We start from the raw sequence: 17,840 nt of genomic DNA, 5'->3' as shown, positions 1-17,840 counted from the left end.
TGAAAGAGAGCCAATGACCGCACGCCATGTTTTTAGACTAAGCGGGACCGACACGCGCAGCTTTTTGCAGGGGTTGGTCACAAATGACGTGACAGCGGTGGACAGTGGACTGGTCTATGCCGCGCTTCTGACGCCGCAAGGCAAGTACCTGGCCGATTTCTTTCTGCTGGCGGACGGCGACGATGTTTTGCTGGACGCCGATGCCGCGCAGGCTGAAATGCTGCGCACACGGCTTGGAATGTACAAACTGCGCGCAAATGTGTCGCTGACGGATGCCAACCTGTTTGCGCATCGCGGGGTTGGGGAGGTGCCAAAGGATGGGCACACCGATCCGCGTCAACCAGCCTTGGGATGGCGCGCCTATCGGGACACGCCCCAAACTGCGGATGAAACGGATTGGGCCGCTCTTTATGTGGCACATGTGGTGCCGCAAAGCGGGATCGAACTGACACCAGATACGTTCATTCTAGAAGCGGGCTTTGAGGCTTTGAACGGCGTCGATTTCCGCAAGGGCTGTTATGTGGGCCAAGAAGTGACCGCGCGCATGAAGCACAAAACGACACTGCGAAAAGGGCTGGTACAGGTGGCGATCCAAGGTGAGGCCGAACCAGGTACGGATATTCGGGCGGCCGACAAGACCGTTGGCACTTTGTTCAGCCGGACAGCGGATAAAGCGCTCGCCTACCTTCGTTTTGATCGGGCAACCGGATCAATGCAAGCGGGCGATGCGACGGTGACATGGGACGGTACCGGAAACTGAAACAGTTTCCGGCTAAAAATCTGCAACAGATTTTTGGGCTGCGTTATGCGCGTTCGGAATATTCCATCGTTTCGGTATTCACGATGATATCTTCGTCGGGCCCAACAAAAGGCGGCACCATCACTTTAAGACCGTTATCAAGAATGGCGGGCTTGAACGAGTTTGCAGCCGTTTGCCCCTTAACCACCGGTTCCGTTTCAGCGATTTTACAGGTGACTTTTTGCGGCAGCGTCGCATTCAACGCTTCTGATTCGTGAAATTCCATAACAATCGTCATACCATCCTGCAAAAATGGGCGACGTTCGCCCAGAATTTCTGCAGGCAGTTCGATCTGCTCATAGGTATCCGTGTCCATGAACACCAACATCCCATCGTTTTCATAAAGGAATTGCTGGTCTTTCTGCTCCAGCCGCACCCGTTCGACTTTGTCGGCGCTGCGGAAGCGTTCGTTCAGCTTAGAGCCGTTGCGCAAGTTGCGCATTTCGACCTGCGCAAACGCGCCCCCTTTGCCCGGTTTGACGTGGTCAACCTTCACAGCGGCCCACAGGCCACCGTTATGTTCCAGCACGTTTCCAGGGCGGATTTCGTTTCCGTTAATTTTAGGCATGTGGCAAAACCATGGCAAAAGGTTGATGAAAAGTTGTTACACCCTATATCTCGGGTATCGCCCCCCTGCAAGACAACCAAATGCGGTGTTGCGCGAGTCAGAAGATATGCACGCATCGCATAGGTGCCATGCAAAAACAGTGTATCCGAATCGAAGCAAATAGGTCATAACGAACGCCACGCCGGAAAGACAAGAGCAAGAATAAAGAAAGGACGACGAATGAAAGATTTCGTTGACGGCACAGCCTTCAATAACGAACAAGGCAACCGTGCACGTAAACTGTTTGCAGCCGTTGTATTGGCTGCGTTGGATGATGCCATCGCCGATGATAAGAAATATGGCAATGGACCTGAGCAAATTGCTCGTTGGGCACGCTCGCGCGATGGACGTGAAGTCCTAAGCTGCGCAGGCATCGACCCGAACGAACGGGTTGTACAAGGTCTTATGGACTTTGTTGGTAAAGGTGTACGTACGTCCGTCGCCCTCAGCCGCGAAGAATCAGAGCGCCGCAATGCCGCTCAACAGGCCGAAGCCGCCTGAGACATTTCTAAATCGCTGCTAAATAAAACGCGCCCCTCTGCCGGGCGCGTTTTATTTTGTCCAATTGGCTTTGGGGCTGCTCTGCTTGCCCCCTCAGTTGTATAAAAAAATGAACAGCCATTGGCGTACGACTCGAAATTCCGCGAGCAACAGCGCCCCTGTCAGCACTGCCACCCATAGCGGTGGTCGACGTCGCCAAATCACCGCAGCGCATACCGTGGCCACTCCCGCTTCGATCGGGGCGACCCAACGCGCACCATGCGCCCGATCCCAATAGCTGATCGGACTGTCGAACACCCATCCCGTCAGCGGCCAGAAATGCGGCCGCCCGTCATCATGATGGAGTGGAAAATCAAAAGCGAGATGCAGCAGCGCCGCTCCGGTCAGCGCAATCGCCCAAGGCACCTGGCGCCACAGCGCGACCGCCAACAAAACGCCCCATATCACAAAGGAATTGTCGATCGCGAAGACGGCTTGCCATGCGGACGAAAAGTAAAGTTCGTTGAAAACCGTATGTGCCGGGATTCCCAACACGAACAACGATGTCCCCGCCATGAGGTACAGCGACAGATCTGGCAACACCGCCCCTGCGAATGCAGCAACCAAGATCGACGTCTGCGCAGGGCGTCCAAAAAGCGCCGCCCCCATCAATAAATGCGCGGGCGTGTTCATACGTGTCGAGAGACAGCCCTAGGGCTGCGGTCACCATACATCAGTCGAGGTCTTGCGCGGCCATCGCCCGATGAATTTCACGGCGCACAAGTTTACGCACGTTCCGTGTAATCCGCTCGCCAAGCGCACCTTGCAATTCTTCGCGTACAATCTCGCTGACCAGTTCGCGCAAAGTCTCTTCATCTAAAACGTCTTCTTCGTCAGAAAACATCGGCGCATCGTCATCTTCCGGCGTTGCTTTGGCACGAGAACCAACGAAGGCCGCATATGCAGGAGCGTCGTCAACAGAAGCGCCAGCGTCAGATTGCGCTCCGTCAATAAATGCATCCGCAAAGGATGCAGAAGTAGTTGGGTTCGGGTCAACATCGATCGGTTCTGCTTCCAAAACGGTATCGGGAGCAGTCTGTGCTTCGTCCGAAATGGGATCAACGTCCTCCCATTCCATTGCAGGCGGTTCAGACCCAGCATTGGCACCGACGTTCAGATCATCCGGTTCGAAATTGTCACCGCGTTTGCCGACCAAGGTTTCCAAGGCTGCGACTTTCTCGCTCAGCGTTCGCGCCGCAACGTTCGAAACCGTTTCGTCCTCGACGTCTGTCGCGAAAGGTGCGTCTTCGATAGCAAAATCATCAGCAACGACCGTGTCGTTTAGATCTTTGACATCTGGTTCCAGGCCCACTTCGGCTTGGGCATCCGGCTCACCATCTGACATGGATGGAATGTCCTGAACGTCGGAATTGTCAGGGCTTTCAGTCTCTTCCAGATCAATTGCGTGCAGTCCGGCACTGTCGAATTCGGTGGGCACATCAGTTACCTGCGCCTCATCCCAGTCATTTTCGTCGTTGCTAAAAAGAGGTTCATGCGTATTTGCGCCGTCTTCCTTTGCAGCAGGTTCGTCGGAAACCGCCTCAACTTGCGGGGTAGCGTCCTGAAGGGGGCTTTCTGCCACATCCTCCTCGGGATTTACGTTGCCTGTCAAATCCTTAACGGTCGACCCATCACTTAGGTCGGCCGCGTTCAACTGCGTTGGCGTGTCCTGCGAAACCGCCGCGGACAGCATATCCGGGTCAGGTGCACCTAAGCTGTCATTGTCCATGACCCGCAAAGATGGCGTCAGAACCAAACGGTCGGTCACTGCGTTTTCGACGGGTTTTGGTTCCGGACGATTATCATCGGACACCAGACGGCGGATGGACGCAAGTACGTCCTCCACCTCAGTGTTGGTCATCGGATCAGACATATTATTGTACCACTCTTAGCCTCAAACGCAGTCTAACCTGCGAAACAGAGTCGCACAACACTGTGGTGAAAACCTTAATCAACCTGCAAGGCGCGTAGGACCTTTTCCAACTGCTGCCCTTGCTTAGATTGATTTGTTGGGCTGTCTTTGACCAGATTGTAATAGGCTGCGGGATCATAGATCTGGACCGGCAGTTTCAGACGCTGTGCCGTCAACATACCCGTTGAGGCAAGAACCTGATAGGCAGCGATATACTGATCAGCCTGCGCCGAGATGCGGTTGGTTTCGGCGTCAAGCAAGTCCTGTTCGGAATCCAATACATCAAGTGTGGTACGCGCGCCTAAAGTGGCTTCTTCTCGGACACCCTGAAAGGCGACGCGTGCGGCGCGTACCTGATTTTCCGACGACACAAGGCTGGCGCTGGCTGCCACAAAATTAGAAACAGCGTTGACGACATCTTGCTGCACATCGTGGCGAACAGTGTGCAAGTTCCCACGCGAAGCATCACGCACGGCCACCGCACGACGTTCGTTCGCGCTGATCAGTCCACCCTGATATATTGGCCCAGATACATCCACGCCGACGCTTCCAACAGTCGAACTTGCGCTTGTTCCGAATTCTTCAGTCAGCGCAACTCTGCCCGTCAGCGACACAGTCGGATACCTTGTGGCAGCCGCCGCCGTGACAAGCAGTTCGTTGGCGACCACTTGGCGTCGCGCTTGTTCCATATCGGGGTGGTTGCGCACAGCCGTGGCTTGCGCGCTTTTAATATCGGTAGATGTCTTTGGAAGGCGTGGCAGCCCAGATAAACGGCCCGGTTGCTTGCCGACAGCATTGGCGTATTCCGCTTGCGCCTGCACCAGATCACGTTGGGAATCCGCCAAACTGCTGCGCGCATCAGCAACGGCAGCTTCCGCCAGCGCAACGTCAGTGCGTGTCACTTCGCCGACTTCAAAGCGATCCTGCGCGGCGCGCAGTTCCTGCTGTAGCAGCCGCAGGTTGTTTTGGCGTAACCCGACAAATTCTTCTTGGCGACCAACATTAAAAAAGGCCGTCGCCGCGCGCAAAAGCACCACTTGTTCAAGCGAAAGGAGGTTCGCACGGGTTGCAAGCACCGTTTCTTTATTCGCCTCAACGCGCGCAGAATCTGCACCGCCATCAAACAACTGCAATGTCGCAGTTAGGCCTACCGACGCATCCGTTGAGCCTGCATCAACATTCGACCCGCCTGCCGCTGACCTCACGTTGCCGAATGTCCGTGTCAGGTCCGCGCTCCAGTTGATGATCGGACGCAAAACCGACCCCGCAATAGCGACATCTTCGTCAGCGGCGCGCAAAAGTGCGCGGTTTTGATCCAATAGACCAGTGTGCGAGTAAGCCCCCACAAGAGCGTCGGCCAAAGTGTCAGCAAAGGCCGCCTGCCCGCCCCCAATTGCCATCAACGCCACAACGCTTGCGTTGCGCATCCACGTCCGGGTTCGTCCTGACATGCTGCGCATGCGTTGTGCTATCGTCATAACCTTTGCCCCCTGCACCGCGCACGGCGCATTTACCTTTGGCTGTTCGATCAGAACTTAAAAGTGTCGTGCTTCTCAAAGCCCTCAATAACAGGTGCGCCCGCATTGAACGAACGGCGCCAGTTCACTCGACCGTCTAACTTGTAGCCAATTCGCACTTCGCCCAATGCGCCGTCCATGAAGATTCCGGCGATTCGACCGCCGTCTTTCAACTGCCCCAAGATCACCTCGGGGATATGGCTTACGCCACCCTCGATCAGGATGACATCATAGGGGCCGTGTTCGGCCGCCCCTTCGTTCAGGGCACCTGTTTGCACAATCACATTGTCCATGCCAGCGGCCATCAAACCTTCTTCCGCCTCGTGCGCCATGTCCGGGTCTTCTTCCAAAGCCACAACAGCCTGCGCCATGTGGGACACAACAGCTGCGGAATACCCAAGGCCAGAACCGATATCGAGGACGAGTTCATCTTGCGAAAGATCAAGCACATCCAGCATCTTAGCAAGCGTTCGCGGCTCAAGCAGAACACGACTGCCACCAAGGCCGAGGTTCTCGCCCATGTAGGCGGCCTCACGTTTGGCCGATGGCACGAAGTCTTCGCGTTTGACCGACAACATGGCGTCAATGATTGGAAATTTTGTCACATCGGACGGGCGAATTTGTGTGTCGACCATCATCGTGCGGCGGGCGGAAAAATTGGTCATCTGTGGCTAAACCCATTCGTTCACTATCTCATTGTTAGATGTGCCACATCCCAACTACATGAGCAACGTGATTGCGGTCGCATTTCGTCATTTGGCACTCTGGCGCTCTTGCGCGCACCCAGGAGATAAGCTATCGCGTCCCTCGCACCACAGGCGGCGAGTTGGCGGAGTGGTTACGCAGCGGATTGCAAATCCGTGTACACCGGTTCGATTCCGGTACTCGCCTCCACATACCCACTCAAGCCCTTGATATTTAAAGGTAAAAAACATGGGACCTGCTTGACCCACCATTAAACCCGCCATAAAATACACGCTTGATTACATCTGTCTGCGACGATTTCAGACATGTAATTGCAATATTTTCCGTAAAACTACTGGAAGTGCTACCGCCACACTGCGAATAAGTCGCCATAATTGGTGGCGCTATGCCTTTGCGGCGCCCTAACTCACTGGTCCTTAGAGGCAGTTGAATTGGCCAACTTATTCTCCAAAGCAACAATCGCGTCTCCGGTAACAATGACGACGAGCACTGCCTGATAAATATTCCAAATGAACGACTTAAGTAGCATGAGCAAAAATGTCAGCCAACCGAGCAACACCGCCAATACACTGGCTGCTGACCACCAGACGATAACGCTCGCTGATGGAACATGAGGCGACAACGCAGTAACAAGTGCTGGAGCGAGCGGAAGAACCAATTGTAGAACGATACTCATCGCCAAAAAAGCAAGATAGTGAATGAACACCAGTAGGAAGTTAAAAAAGATGAACTGAAGTCTGGAGAGCCCCGTGTCTTTGTGGTCCAGCTTGGCCAGCCCAGCAAAAATTTCAGGCCGAGTGATGCTCGCGAAGATAGAAAAACCTGCGATCAAAAAGCCTAGGATTGAAGTTGTGAGTGTAAAGCCGATCTCGGCGATTTGGCTAAGGAGCGTATTAAGGGCCGCCAGCGTCAAGACTTTAGCGTCAAAGTGCCAATCAAAAGCGACCAATAGACCGAATAGCACGAACACGATCACAGCGACGCCAAAGTTGCGTCGCGTCGAAGCTATTTTTCGCGCCTTCCAGTAAACCTCGCTGAGGCTTTTCTCTTTGGTGGCTCGCTCTTGCCAATCCATTTTATAATAGCTTTTTCAGTTTCATGACCTTCGTTGCATTTGCGTCGGCCTTTGGCGCATTAATAGAGCCAGCCGACCTTAACTGACTGAATTTATCAACTAGCCGTTTCACCAGCGACGCCTTTACAAGAGGCACGCTTTCGATCTCGGCGCTGAGCCTGAAATGCTCGTTGTTTCCAGACAAAGCGTTCCCGTTGGTATCAACACCAGACACGCTGACATCTTGGTTACCTGAACCTGTTGCCTCTGTCACTGCCTCGATTGCAGCCGGGATGTCTAGGCCGTCGCCACTTGAAGCCGTCACTTTCGTGTTGGTTGACCCCAGTGCATCGGACAAATCCCTGACTTGTCCGAGTATGTCGCCCGCATGGATGTCATCATTCGGTTTGACCACCCGAAAGTTGATCTTCTTCAGCTTCTCGAAGCGACGCATGAATGTCGCGATATCAGCTTTTCCGGTAAGTGGAACAACCTCCAAGGACGGGCGCGGATGCTCCTCATAGAGCGATTTTTTGGTCGGCGGCTCACCATCATTGCGCGTCTTTTCGTATCGCCGGTCGATGTATTCTTTATGCCGCTGACGTAGGAATTGCTGTGCTGTTACGCGGAAGGCGTTAATATCAGGCGCGTGCGGTGTTTCGGGGAAATATATGAGCCGGTGGTTATTCAGGATCAGCACGAAAAACGCTGAAGGGGCTGACAGCAGGGAAGCCTCGTCCTGAACCAAGCCTTTTTCATCATCGTAGATCTGGGTGCGCGTCAGCTCGGTTTGTTTTACGAACCGACCGGCCAGTACCATGATCGGATCGTCGTTATCTTCGGCAAGGTTCATCAGCTCGGTTTCATAGAAGTGGTAGTGCGTCTTCTTACCGTAACTGCGGACATACGTGTCCTTGGTAAACGCAGGGATGACGATACGCTTGGCGTAGTCCAACAGAACCTTGTCGTCACCGAACCGACAGATGAAATTGGCGAAGGTGGCGTTGTGTTGTCTCATTCAAAATACCTCAATCAATATCCAACCCCGGCAGCCCGTTCACGATCCATATCGTCTCAAGGCTCACCGTGACCACACTCTGGAACAACTCCGGCGGGCAGCAAGTATCTGCGCAACAATCAGGAGTATACTCATCATCTGCTGTCGTAAAGATAGATTAGTTGAAGCGACCCTTACTGAGTACCTTGGCGGTGAATAAAAAATTCGTGGGACAAATTGATATTGTTCGCAACCTTTGTTACGTCAAAAAAAAGAAATTCCCAAATTCTGAATTGCTTTTTCTATATCCCTTCTTGAACTTTGCTCTCTCAGGCATCACATCTACATCATGACATTTCGGAACCTCATATCCTCTTACGACTGACCGCTCTTTCGCGTAATTCAGCATTATTATGGATATGTCATGCCGACCTATACTCAGACCCGAACAGGGTTTAGATCTATTTTGATCGATTATGATCCAGACGACTACAATTCCGCATCAGTACAGTCTCGCCTGGAAGACTTTTACCGCAAGCTAGTCCGAAATCGCGAAGGTTCAGACTTCCTTGACCCAGAAAAACTCTGGTTCGACGACCTCAGCGATGATGACATTCCCTTTGCCGTCACGCAAAAAATTGAGCGTCGTGTAAAGCGGTATCAGCTTCGCCGCAAGAAACTTGCTGGTGTATCTCATCTTCGGGCGGAAGATCGCGAAACTCTCAAATCCGTTCTGCCATCCGTTACCGCAAGCTTTATTGATGAAGCAGGCGCTGACTACTTGGCTTCCGCCCTCCATGATCGCTATCCTTGGATGTCATATGCAACAGAGCATGTCTGGCTTGAACTTCGGCAGTCAGCGCGTGCTGGTACGCCTGCTTGTGTATCTCCTGTACTTCTCGATGGCCCTCCCGGCATCGGCAAGTCCGCTTGGGCACGCTCTTTGGCAACTTATCTTAGGTCTCCTTTTGCATTGATCGACGCGTCCGCCAGCAATTCCGGTTTTGCTGTAAGCGGAACCGAAAAGGGTTTTGGATCAGCCCAGTCTGGCCGCCCCGTTGAGCTCCTTATGCAGCACGGTCATGCCAATTCAGTCATCGTAGTCGATGAAATCGACAAAGCTGGCATTGTCAAAACAACAGGCGGCGTGACTATGTCGATTAATCAAACCCTTTTAGGTCTTCTCGAGCCGGTCTCGGCCTCGCGTTGGGAATGCCCGTTTTACCGCGTTCCCTTCGATCTAAGCCCGATCACGTGGGTGCTGACGAGCAATCGTCTTGCATCGGTTCCGGAACCACTTCGCACCCGCTGCACCGTCGTAAAATGTAGCGGCCTATCCATTGACCACATGCTCCTCGTTGGCGGGCGCCTTTGTGATGATGCTGGTTTATCTGTCGCAGCCCGTGATGCGTCTCTCGAGGCCATTCAACGCCTCTCGGACACACTTCGACGGCCTGCCGATCTGCGCGATGTCCGCCGTGTCATTAATCGCGCTCAGGCTCTCGAAACTCGTCCCATCATGCACTGAAGGCTACCACAATGCGCAATACTTCTTTCATTCAAGACTTCGGCCTTCTGCTCTGTCAGCTTGCCTTCATCCCACTTTCGATCATTACATTGATTCCCGAGTCCCGATTTGAATTAGCAAATCTAGGCATGGATCTAATGACGTCCTCTGCTCTGTGGTCTGCATTGATCGTGAGCGGTTTCTTCACATTGGCTGCGAAGAACATGCCGGAGCCCGGCCCTCTCGCTTCTGCTGGCGTTATCTTTCTTGTAATCTGCTTCTGCCTGACCATTCCCCTTACACTTGGCTTTGCCGCAATGACGCTTGTTACCGTCGCAGTTGGTGGGCCTGGTGTTCTTCTTGTTCTCTGGAAAGGCATCCTGTTTTTCGGGTTTGTCTGGATTTGGTTTCACTCCGATTGAGCCATTCTCGAAAGATCCGCAGTCCTCTTGATCGTTTAACAATGACTCTTCTTGAAAGTGCATTATTAAACGATCATTCAAATAGGCGAATCTGCCGACTATTCTAATTTAGGGTGGTTGAGGATGACGGCGAGCACCCGTTGAACTCGCCCTACCAGGGCCACGCAGTGCGCTATAAATGTCCTTTGAGATAAGTGGATACTTAGGTGATGGTTCTAGGTGCAAGCGGCGGAAGTGTCGAAGCAGGTCGGATGGAGAGAAGCGGGAGGTTTCCCATAACGCGCACCCCTGAAAAGTTCGGTGCTTTAGGGGAGTTGACCGCAAACTGGGATCGCCAATCGACTGGGAACTTGGGCATCTTGTTCAATTAGCGTTTGACAATCGCAACCATCGAAGGGTTTTTCTGAAATGCAATCAGTAACGTCAGTTGCCAAACAAGCGCGCACCCTCTCCCCCCTATCATTAAAAACATAGCCCCAACGGCCATTTTCATAGGAGTGGCTGCGGTTTTCGATCGCGTTATAGGAATCGCATTGTGCTCGAATTTGCTCGGATTCCACGGCAAGCCGCAGCATTCTCATTAATAATGATGGCGTGTTATCGGCTATATCTTCGTTGATTTCGAGTAGTCTACGCTTAGTTACAAAGATCCCGCGCTCGAGCTGGTCGATCTCACCTCTGTTCTCTCTGATCTTTTCATATATGTCGTCAATTTCAAACTCGGCCTCCTGCCTTAGCACCTCGATTTCTCGAATCACCGCAACGGCGTCATCGCTGGTTTCCATTAAAGAAATCGCTCTCAGCACAGTTCGCCACTGGCGCTTGATATTTGGATTATAAATCCCCTCCAATATTTTCTTTCCGCGCTCTCGAATATCATTAAGGGCTCTGACTTTTAGCTCTACAATATCGATAGCTTCGATCTCCTCCCAATACGTAAGGTCCTGAAGGTACTCCTCTCGCAAAACGCTTAACGCGCTGAGCGCTACCTCTTGTTCCCTTAGCGCCTCTTCCAAGCTCTCTCTCTCTTCGTGTTTTTCTCGAAGGTAGGAGTACTCCTCTTCGTCCGAAGAAAAGAACCTCGACTCTGCATATGAGGCATTTGAAAACCCCAGCACTAGGATGAATAAAGCTACCAACCTCATGCTTATCTTATCTGTTCCAGAGCTCTCAGCGCTCGATCAAGCTGAACGTTAAGAGTATTCAGGTCTCTTGTTACTCTTTGCTGATAGGCCGCGTCACGCTGAATGATCTGTTCAATCTCCACACGCAACGCTGTTACCTGCGCCTCAACACTTTCAAAAAACCGGCTATTTGCATCAGATACGATGCTGTTTGTCGTACTCATACGTAGCGTTGAATTGATGGTTTCGGAATTTCTTTGTATTGCATCGGAAAGTTCCGTAATTCTTTCGGAATTTTGTGATATTCTAGCGCTGTTTGAAGATATTTGACGTTCCGCACTTTGCATTCGCGCTTCTAGTGACCTCACCCGCAGCTCAAGGCTTAGGACTCTATCTTCAATTTCAGAAATCCTATTTTCATTGTGTCTAAATTCTTCACAGGGGATTAGGCGTGGCGAGGCCGGCACATCAGCCCGGTAAAAAACTCCACAAACCTTATCCTGAGTATGGTTTGAGAATATGAAATCAGACTGCTGCTCGAAAATCGCATGCGAGCTGCTCCCAACAAAAGCTTCCGAAACATCATATGTTTGGGGATCATATATCAGCAGACCCGTTGTATACTTATTCTCAAACATGTAGTTTTGTAATTTCACTACCTGTGTCGCCATTGTTAGATCACGGATAACGATATTGACGGCCTGTCTAGGTGAAAAAAAATTCGAACAGCCCGACAATACGCTCACGAGCAAGAACATCAAAAATGCATTTCTCATAGCAAAAAACCCAAAGAGTACAGAATAATATGTACGACTAAGAAACAAATTTTCATTGAAAGCAATGGGCTTGTCAGAAGAACTAGAAACGATTTAGCGTTTCCAACGCCAAACGGACGCGTATCTTAGAAGCGGCGCGGCCTGACGCTTACGGATTACTGGTCTACTCTCGTCCTTCTATAACTTCTCAAACAACACAAATATGTTGGGTTTGAAGCCATCTATCGCTTGGGTGCCAAGCTTATGAATAGGTATCAGGCAGCGGCTACAGATCGTAGCTCGGCAGCCTCCAGAACACCATCAACTGACCGCCCCACGACCTCAGCCAGACGACACGGTACCGCGTTACCAATCTGTCGATAAATCGACGACTTCCGACCATAGAATATATGCTCGTCCGGGAAGGTCTGGATACGCATGCATTCACGTAAAGTAAGCCGTCGGAGCCTCTTCGGAGCATCTCCGTGCTTGGCGCTGCCGCCGGCCATCAGCTTTGCATGATAGCCCTCGATGAAGCTAGGCAGACCATCGAAGATCTCTCCTTCATCGACGATCGGAGTCTTATTGCCCCCCATCGACGCAGGGAGCGTCGACGAGACGCCACTTGCGGGTACCGGACGTCCTGCACCATTGAACATCATTCCCGCATAGGCCGACCTTCGCAAAATCGGGGATTTTGCAAACGAAACCTTCGCCGTACAGGTCAATGGATTGCCTTTGGTTCCAGCACGCCCAAATTCACGCACGATATCCGCCACCGTCGGCGGCACGGCTTCATGTGCTTTCAGACGTAGCCGGATATCCGCTTCAAGCTCGGTGCCTCCATGAGGGTAAATGTCCCGCCGCAAGCCGATGAGGAACATCCGCTGCCTGTTCTGGCACACGCCATAGTCGGCCGCCCCTAGAACGATCAAGGCTACGCTGTAGTCGCGCTCAGATCTTTCGAAAAGCATTTCGCGAATACCTTCCCAGCGTCCCGAGACCGCTAGGGCCTTTACGTTCTCACAAACAAACGCCTTAGGCTTGGTCCGCTCAACCACATCGAAGAAGGCGTGGACCAACTTGCTGCGTTCATCGTCTGGGTCCATCTTTCCTGCCACAGAGAACCCCTGACAAGGTGGGCCGCCAAACACGATATCGAGACCTGTGGGCACGCTCGAAAGGTCGAGATCCAGCACGGAAGAAGGCTCGATAGCGTTGCCCAGATGACCCACAAGATGCAGGTTCGAGTTGAAGGTCTGGCAAGCGTCATGATCGATTTCACATGCCACCACGGACCGGAAGCCTGCGCGGGCGAAGCCCACATCCATGCCGCCGGCACCGCTGAAAAGGGATACTGCAGTCCGGTGTTTTAATGTGTTCGACATGCCAGACCCCCTCGTCCAAATGCTTCGGTTTTCAGCCACCTTGTGTCAGAAAACACCCAATATGCAAGATATTGTTGCTCATCAGCACTTTGCTGGGCATTAAACACATAAGATATTTACGGAATAGTTTATGGCAACCGATCTCGACGCCGCGATACGAACGCTCCTCCTCCCTGTCAAACCAGGGATCAGAGATGCATATGGCGCGCGTGCCTCTGAAATCCTAGACGCAATCGGCGTCGGAGAGGCAAAGGCGGACTGGGTGCGCTTGGAAGCGTCGGCTTGGCGAAAAACCGGCGCACCTTCACCAGAGTTCGCTGGCTTTGTCCGGGATTTGATCTATTCGCCTGGATCGCAGCCGCCGACCTACATGATCGAACCTGAAGCCCTAGGCGAGGAGGCGACCTACACGCACATCCTCGGCCAGTTCTCGACGAGGTATTTCGAGATCCACGGCAGAATAATGCAAGAGGAGAAGGTGGACCACGAAGCCGCCATGCGTGTCCTCTCTTATGCTCATACGATGATGCTAATGGCCACGGCTGGCGGTATGACAGCCTCGCGGATCTACTCGATCCTCTTGGCCGACGGTATCATGATAAGCAAAAGCTGGTCCACGCCACGATTCATCCTCGACCTGTGCGGCATCAAGCAGGAAGTGTCAGCTGCGGATGTCGAGGCGATTTATATTGAGGACAAGACCTCTGAGCCGGAACTACTTGGTGACCTCGATCTACAAGGAACTGTGGGTTTCCTTTCCGAGACGTGCCGGTCCTTCGGCTACGCCGATGATCTTGCCGTACAACTCCAGACGCTCCTGATCGAAGAACGGCATACGCCATACCTTGTGATGCTGCATTTCCAAACCAGCCTCTTGCAGATCTACAATCATCGCCTCACCAACGGTTATGAATTCTCACCGAGAGGTGAAGGCGTTCTCTGGCTCACCGCGCGCTACAACGAGGCAGGGCTGAACGTCGGCTTATCGCCATTCCTCAACAACGCGAAATCGGTCGATACCCTTAGCGCAGGCTGGGCCTCCTCGAAAAAACAAAAAGAGCGGCACGCCGCCCGCGCTCTGGTCGATATCCTTGCCGAGTTGGACCGGCTCAGCGACCCGTCGCGCGCTGCAGTGGGCCTCTATTTGCGTGCGGCCCTTCATCGCATCATACGAGTCTCAGAGGACGCTGGAGGCGCCCTGACGGCTTCCATGGACCCCTTTACCCCAGAAAGCGCTCAGAAGCTGCTGGAGGGCGTTTCACAAGGCAACACTGGCACCAAGGGCGTTATCGAGCAGCGGCTCAGCGACTGTATCGCACTGCATGAAGCTGGCGACCTCACCCAGTGGCGCCAGCGCGGCTTCGGCGACAGTGTTTTCACGACGAACACAGCATCGCGCAAACTCGGAGACGCGGAGCTGAAGCACATCAATGCCCCCCTCATCGTGGCAGTCGAGGCGCATGGCGGGCGTTTGACCGAAAAATATGTACAGGACCACCTCTTTACGATGGCGAACGTACTCCCTTTACGCGCGGAGGAACTCGAAGACCGGGCACCTCTGACCGATTGGTGCGTGCGGCTCGAGTTCCATTCGCACGCCGCCGATCCGGGGATGACCACAGCGGTGGAGATAGGCGGCGTCGAGGTCAGGATCACCTACCGCACCTACGAAGACCTTGCCGTAATCGGTGGCGCCGATGATCTTACAGTGATCCTCAGTAGTCACTTTGCGGCCCCGCTCAACCAGATACACATCCACCCTGACGTGCGACAGAAGGCTAGGGAAATGATTGCCTGATCAGACTTGACCACCTTAAATTCTGGAATCGGCACTAAGGTTTCGCATCTTCGCGCGAAGCTGCACTTATCAGCCTTCCGCTATCTGGTAATTTCCTACGAAAGTTTCACCAACTGAATCTTCTTTCGGCGTCAACGATTCGCAGGCTGAGAAAATAGAATTCACAGAGGACGAAATTTCGCTTAGGCTGCCAAAGGACTGCCTGCGATTTTTTTTGTCATCAAGGACTTTTACTAACAGGGACCAAATACTTCCCTCTCGATGACCTTCCAGTCCAGTTTGCCGTCGTCAGAGTGCAATGTTTCTACAAGTTCAAACAAGATAGACTCCGATAATTCAGTACGCGGAAGCTTGGTGAACGGGCGCCGTTTGGCATTTTTGATATCCGATACGGTTACGTCCATTAATCTGGCAAGTGCCCTCTGCGTTAAAGGGTTTCCATCCTCATCAACGGGGTAAAGGTTGCCTAAATTTCTTACCACCGCTCTCAATAGATGCCTTCTCATCGATGCCACTTCCCCGCCCTGGAGCTTAATTCCAGCGACGGCGGCACGAACTTTGGGGATCGTAGCTCTTTCACCCCTTTTGCGGATGTTCTCCATCTTGTCACGCCACTCCTCGAACTCTGCCATGTCTGCGGGAGGTCGAAACTCACCAGAAGGCGTTGGAATACGCTTATAATCAAAGTCGAGGTTCACCCGCCGATTTTCAAAAACGCTTACAAGGTCCTCGTACTTTCCATCCCAAACGGACTGGACGGAAGAAAGCCTCTTCAGGTTCCAAGTGGCGGTGCCGTCATCGTCTTCGTCAAAACCAATGAGTTCACTTGCTGTCGCCCGATGACCAGCTCGAGCAACATGTTGGACGTCGTCGCCGTCGTAGATGATGTAGCCACGAGTCTTCCATACTATTGCCCTGTCCCCGCAGTGCTTGATTTCGATCGGAGCTTCGGAAATCCCCATATTGGTCAGTCCAGCTTGCAACGCACGAATACCGGGCTTTTCAAGCGCACGATCCATTAATCCCGGAACATCACTTAGTTTCACAGGCCGCGGTAAGTCTGATAGATGAGGGAATGAGGCCATTGCACCATCCGTTGTCGCAGCGAGGACACGACCACCACACTCTTCGATCGCGTCGATTAAGCCGATCAGGGCTGCCCGAACGATTCCGGTCACAGCACCCGCGTGAGCTGGCGAAGTAATAGGAGACTCTGGTAAGGCGGAAACATCATCGAAGCTGCGAACATTCCTTTGCCTGACGCCTTGCGCAAGCTTTCCATAGAAGGAATTGGCCATCTCCTTGAACATTAGGTTTTCCAATGATCCTTTGGGATGCTCGCCACGTTTTGAAATCAACTGTGAAAGATAAGAGGCGAACATCAGCCGTGGAGAGCCACCTTCGTCACAGATAGGTTGCAAATGAAAGAGACGATGAATGTCGAGCTCCGCACCCTTCCTGTAGGCTTCGGTCAATTCAAACGTTGTCGCGAAAGACTTACCGAAAGATGGGTAAATCAGTCCTCGAGCCCCCGCCCGAATTGGGATCGTGGGCCAACGACATTCCTGTGGAAATCTGAACGTAACATAAGCCAGAGCGATTGAGGACGCTGAATGGACAGACTGCATGTCCGATGAAGCGTCGAGCAAAGGACCAATCTCTTTGCTGTGCTCGCTGACATCCCAATCGAGAATTGGAAGAGTGGCAGCAGCGCTAGGGTAGCAACTCCGGAAATCGAGATCCAAGACCAATGTGTCTTTAAATTCTCCTTCGATAGCAACATTTAGACCACCGCAAAATGCAGGAGCAAAGAACCCATCAACGATCTCGCGTTCGGGTGATTTTTCAATGGAGGTCTTGCGATAACCTTTGACCTTGATCAGCCCTAAGAACTCCAGAAGAGCCTTATTTCCAGCATGAATCTTATAGCCTGACACGCCGAAACCGCCCAGCGTCAGCGGCATATTTGGGAGTCCAAGGACATCGTTGGCGAGTTCCTGCATGCGCGAGTAATATGCATAAGTTATGCGACAGTCGTTGATGCCATATGCAGCAAAATTGGTTTCGTCCTCACCCAGATAGCCACGCATCCGCGCGATAACCCCATCTGGCAAAACAATCTTGGGCACTCCCACAACCTCGCCAAGGGCCGCCAAACTGCCTTTTCCGGCTGGAGCTAGCAGCGTCGTGTCGGCTACTTTGATTCCGCATTTCACCATCCGATTGTTGAGCTTGAATTCCATGGGCACAGTTCCGAGAGAAACAGGAACTTTTCGAATAATTTGAAGCACATCGCCCAACTTTTCGCGGTCGCGCAGTGCAGCCCACTCCGCAGCACCGAAATGCCAGAGCAATAGGATTGGTGAAGGAATTTTGCCTTTCGGCATTTCAAGCCGCCTTGGCTTGATACCAAGTAGCTTCCTGACAATTTCGCAGATTTCTGCTAGCGACATTCTCACGCCGGGTTCGCAGACCCAGATTAGCTCGATGGCGCGACCCTCTGCAGAGATTGCTAAAGCCTGGTAGCTGACAATGTCATTTTGCGGGCCGTCGTTCTGATACTCAGTATCCAGCGATAACACCAATTCGTGACCGAAGGTGTCAAACCTGAACCATGCCCCCATAAGCGGACAACTGGCACCTTCCTTAAGATACTGTTTCAAATGTGAAATTTCGACTCCTTCTGGGAGCGAAACGCGACTAGGGTCGCATTCA

Annotated in this window: 16 protein-coding genes and 1 tRNA gene; 6 read left to right on the top strand and 11 right to left on the bottom strand. The window is 52.6% G+C overall.

Features of this window, described 5'->3' with window-relative positions; translation table 11 throughout:
- Positions 1-13: 13 nt before the first annotated feature.
- Positions 14-760, top strand: a complete 747-nt coding sequence (locus ABJF76_RS10550; RefSeq protein WP_413821082.1) for a YgfZ/GcvT domain-containing protein — start codon at positions 14-16, stop codon at positions 758-760.
- A 43-nt stretch (positions 761-803) separates the two neighbouring features.
- Here ABJF76_RS10550 and efp read toward each other — a convergent pair whose 3' ends face one another.
- Entirely contained in the window at positions 804-1,367 is a 564-nt protein-coding gene (efp, locus tag ABJF76_RS10545) for an elongation factor P (RefSeq protein WP_413821081.1), read from the bottom strand.
- A 219-nt stretch (positions 1,368-1,586) separates the two neighbouring features.
- Here efp and ABJF76_RS10540 point away from each other — a divergent pair, with 219 nt between their 5' ends.
- On the top strand, positions 1,587-1,907 hold the full coding sequence (locus ABJF76_RS10540; protein WP_413821080.1) for a DUF6280 family protein: 321 nt from the start codon (positions 1,587-1,589) through the stop codon (positions 1,905-1,907).
- 93 nt (positions 1,908-2,000) lie between these two features.
- Here ABJF76_RS10540 and ABJF76_RS10535 read toward each other — a convergent pair whose 3' ends face one another.
- The 4 genes from ABJF76_RS10535 to ABJF76_RS10520 form a co-directional block, all read right to left on the bottom strand.
- Positions 2,001-2,579 carry a cobalamin biosynthesis protein CobQ gene (locus ABJF76_RS10535; RefSeq protein ID WP_413821079.1) on the bottom strand — a complete coding sequence of 193 codons (579 nt, stop codon included), beginning with the start codon at positions 2,577-2,579 and terminating at the stop codon, positions 2,001-2,003.
- A 40-nt stretch (positions 2,580-2,619) separates the two neighbouring features.
- Positions 2,620-3,819: a hypothetical protein gene (locus ABJF76_RS10530; RefSeq protein ID WP_413821078.1), complete on the bottom strand. Its 1,200-nt coding sequence runs from the start codon at positions 3,817-3,819 to the stop codon at positions 2,620-2,622.
- A 74-nt stretch (positions 3,820-3,893) separates the two neighbouring features.
- Positions 3,894-5,336, bottom strand: a complete 1,443-nt coding sequence (locus ABJF76_RS10525) for a TolC family outer membrane protein (RefSeq protein WP_413821077.1) — start codon at positions 5,334-5,336, stop codon at positions 3,894-3,896.
- A 50-nt stretch (positions 5,337-5,386) separates the two neighbouring features.
- On the bottom strand, positions 5,387-6,040 hold the full coding sequence (locus ABJF76_RS10520) for a protein-L-isoaspartate O-methyltransferase family protein (protein ID WP_413821076.1): 654 nt from the start codon (positions 6,038-6,040) through the stop codon (positions 5,387-5,389).
- A gap of 155 nt (positions 6,041-6,195) precedes the next feature.
- On the opposite strand from ABJF76_RS10520, the gene ABJF76_RS10515 reads away from it, so the two are divergent.
- Positions 6,196-6,269: transfer RNA gene (locus tag ABJF76_RS10515), tRNA-Cys, on the top strand.
- A 217-nt stretch (positions 6,270-6,486) separates the two neighbouring features.
- Here the strand turns inward: ABJF76_RS10515 and ABJF76_RS10510 are convergent.
- Together ABJF76_RS10510 and ABJF76_RS10505 are read right to left on the bottom strand one after the other, a co-directional pair.
- On the bottom strand, positions 6,487-7,155 hold the full coding sequence (locus tag ABJF76_RS10510; RefSeq protein WP_413821075.1) for a hypothetical protein: 669 nt from the start codon (positions 7,153-7,155) through the stop codon (positions 6,487-6,489).
- Position 7,156: 1 nt separating this feature from the next.
- On the bottom strand, positions 7,157-8,152 hold the full coding sequence (locus ABJF76_RS10505; RefSeq protein WP_413821074.1) for a hypothetical protein: 996 nt from the start codon (positions 8,150-8,152) through the stop codon (positions 7,157-7,159).
- Between the two features lie 403 nt (positions 8,153-8,555).
- On the opposite strand from ABJF76_RS10505, the gene ABJF76_RS10500 reads away from it, so the two are divergent.
- Both ABJF76_RS10500 and ABJF76_RS10495 read left to right on the top strand, forming a co-directional pair.
- On the top strand, positions 8,556-9,659 hold the full coding sequence (locus tag ABJF76_RS10500) for an AAA family ATPase (RefSeq protein WP_413821073.1): 1,104 nt from the start codon (positions 8,556-8,558) through the stop codon (positions 9,657-9,659).
- Positions 9,660-9,670: 11 nt separating this feature from the next.
- A complete protein-coding gene (locus ABJF76_RS10495) occupies positions 9,671-10,060 on the top strand; it encodes a hypothetical protein (RefSeq protein ID WP_413821072.1) in 390 nt (129 codons plus the stop codon).
- A gap of 305 nt (positions 10,061-10,365) precedes the next feature.
- Here the strand turns inward: ABJF76_RS10495 and ABJF76_RS10490 are convergent, their stop codons facing one another.
- The 3 genes from ABJF76_RS10490 to ABJF76_RS10480 form a co-directional block, all read right to left on the bottom strand.
- Positions 10,366-11,205, bottom strand: a complete 840-nt coding sequence (locus tag ABJF76_RS10490; protein ID WP_413821071.1) for a hypothetical protein — start codon at positions 11,203-11,205, stop codon at positions 10,366-10,368.
- Between the two features lie 2 nt (positions 11,206-11,207).
- Entirely contained in the window at positions 11,208-11,960 is a 753-nt protein-coding gene (locus tag ABJF76_RS10485) for a hypothetical protein (RefSeq protein WP_413821070.1), read from the bottom strand.
- 254 nt (positions 11,961-12,214) lie between these two features.
- Positions 12,215-13,327 carry a DNA cytosine methyltransferase gene (locus tag ABJF76_RS10480; RefSeq protein WP_413821069.1) on the bottom strand — a complete coding sequence of 371 codons (1,113 nt, stop codon included), beginning with the start codon at positions 13,325-13,327 and terminating at the stop codon, positions 12,215-12,217.
- 130 nt (positions 13,328-13,457) lie between these two features.
- Here ABJF76_RS10480 and ABJF76_RS10475 point away from each other — a divergent pair, with 130 nt between their 5' ends.
- Entirely contained in the window at positions 13,458-15,125 is a 1,668-nt protein-coding gene (locus ABJF76_RS10475; protein WP_413821068.1) for a hypothetical protein, read from the top strand.
- A gap of 233 nt (positions 15,126-15,358) precedes the next feature.
- Here ABJF76_RS10475 and ABJF76_RS10470 read toward each other — a convergent pair whose 3' ends face one another.
- Positions 15,359-17,788, bottom strand: coding sequence for a hypothetical protein (locus tag ABJF76_RS10470; protein ID WP_413821067.1), 2,430 nt, complete (start codon positions 17,786-17,788; stop codon positions 15,359-15,361).
- Positions 17,789-17,840: the final 52 nt, after the last annotated feature.

The sequence above is a fragment of the Tateyamaria sp. genome, assembly GCF_039940735.1.
GTDB lineage: Bacteria > Pseudomonadota > Alphaproteobacteria > Rhodobacterales > Rhodobacteraceae > Tateyamaria.
Note: the sequence above shows the minus strand (reverse complement) of the source record. Positions and strands in the feature narration are given on the sequence as shown.

Coding starts and splice junctions, on each gene's coding strand:
- ABJF76_RS10550 (WP_413821082.1), top strand. CDS start 14: ATGACCGCACGCCATGTTTTTAGACTAAGCGGGACCGACACGCGCAGC.
- efp (WP_413821081.1), bottom strand. CDS start 1,367: ATGCCTAAAATTAACGGAAACGAAATCCGCCCTGGAAACGTGCTGGAA.
- ABJF76_RS10540 (WP_413821080.1), top strand. CDS start 1,587: ATGAAAGATTTCGTTGACGGCACAGCCTTCAATAACGAACAAGGCAAC.
- ABJF76_RS10535 (WP_413821079.1), bottom strand. CDS start 2,579: ATGAACACGCCCGCGCATTTATTGATGGGGGCGGCGCTTTTTGGACGC.
- ABJF76_RS10530 (WP_413821078.1), bottom strand. CDS start 3,819: ATGTCTGATCCGATGACCAACACTGAGGTGGAGGACGTACTTGCGTCC.
- ABJF76_RS10525 (WP_413821077.1), bottom strand. CDS start 5,336: ATGACGATAGCACAACGCATGCGCAGCATGTCAGGACGAACCCGGACG.
- ABJF76_RS10520 (WP_413821076.1), bottom strand. CDS start 6,040: ATGACCAATTTTTCCGCCCGCCGCACGATGATGGTCGACACACAAATT.
- ABJF76_RS10510 (WP_413821075.1), bottom strand. CDS start 7,155: ATGGATTGGCAAGAGCGAGCCACCAAAGAGAAAAGCCTCAGCGAGGTT.
- ABJF76_RS10505 (WP_413821074.1), bottom strand. CDS start 8,152: ATGAGACAACACAACGCCACCTTCGCCAATTTCATCTGTCGGTTCGGT.
- ABJF76_RS10500 (WP_413821073.1), top strand. CDS start 8,556: ATGCCGACCTATACTCAGACCCGAACAGGGTTTAGATCTATTTTGATC.
- ABJF76_RS10495 (WP_413821072.1), top strand. CDS start 9,671: ATGCGCAATACTTCTTTCATTCAAGACTTCGGCCTTCTGCTCTGTCAG.
- ABJF76_RS10490 (WP_413821071.1), bottom strand. CDS start 11,205: ATGAGGTTGGTAGCTTTATTCATCCTAGTGCTGGGGTTTTCAAATGCC.
- ABJF76_RS10485 (WP_413821070.1), bottom strand. CDS start 11,960: ATGAGAAATGCATTTTTGATGTTCTTGCTCGTGAGCGTATTGTCGGGC.
- ABJF76_RS10480 (WP_413821069.1), bottom strand. CDS start 13,327: ATGTCGAACACATTAAAACACCGGACTGCAGTATCCCTTTTCAGCGGT.
- ABJF76_RS10475 (WP_413821068.1), top strand. CDS start 13,458: ATGGCAACCGATCTCGACGCCGCGATACGAACGCTCCTCCTCCCTGTC.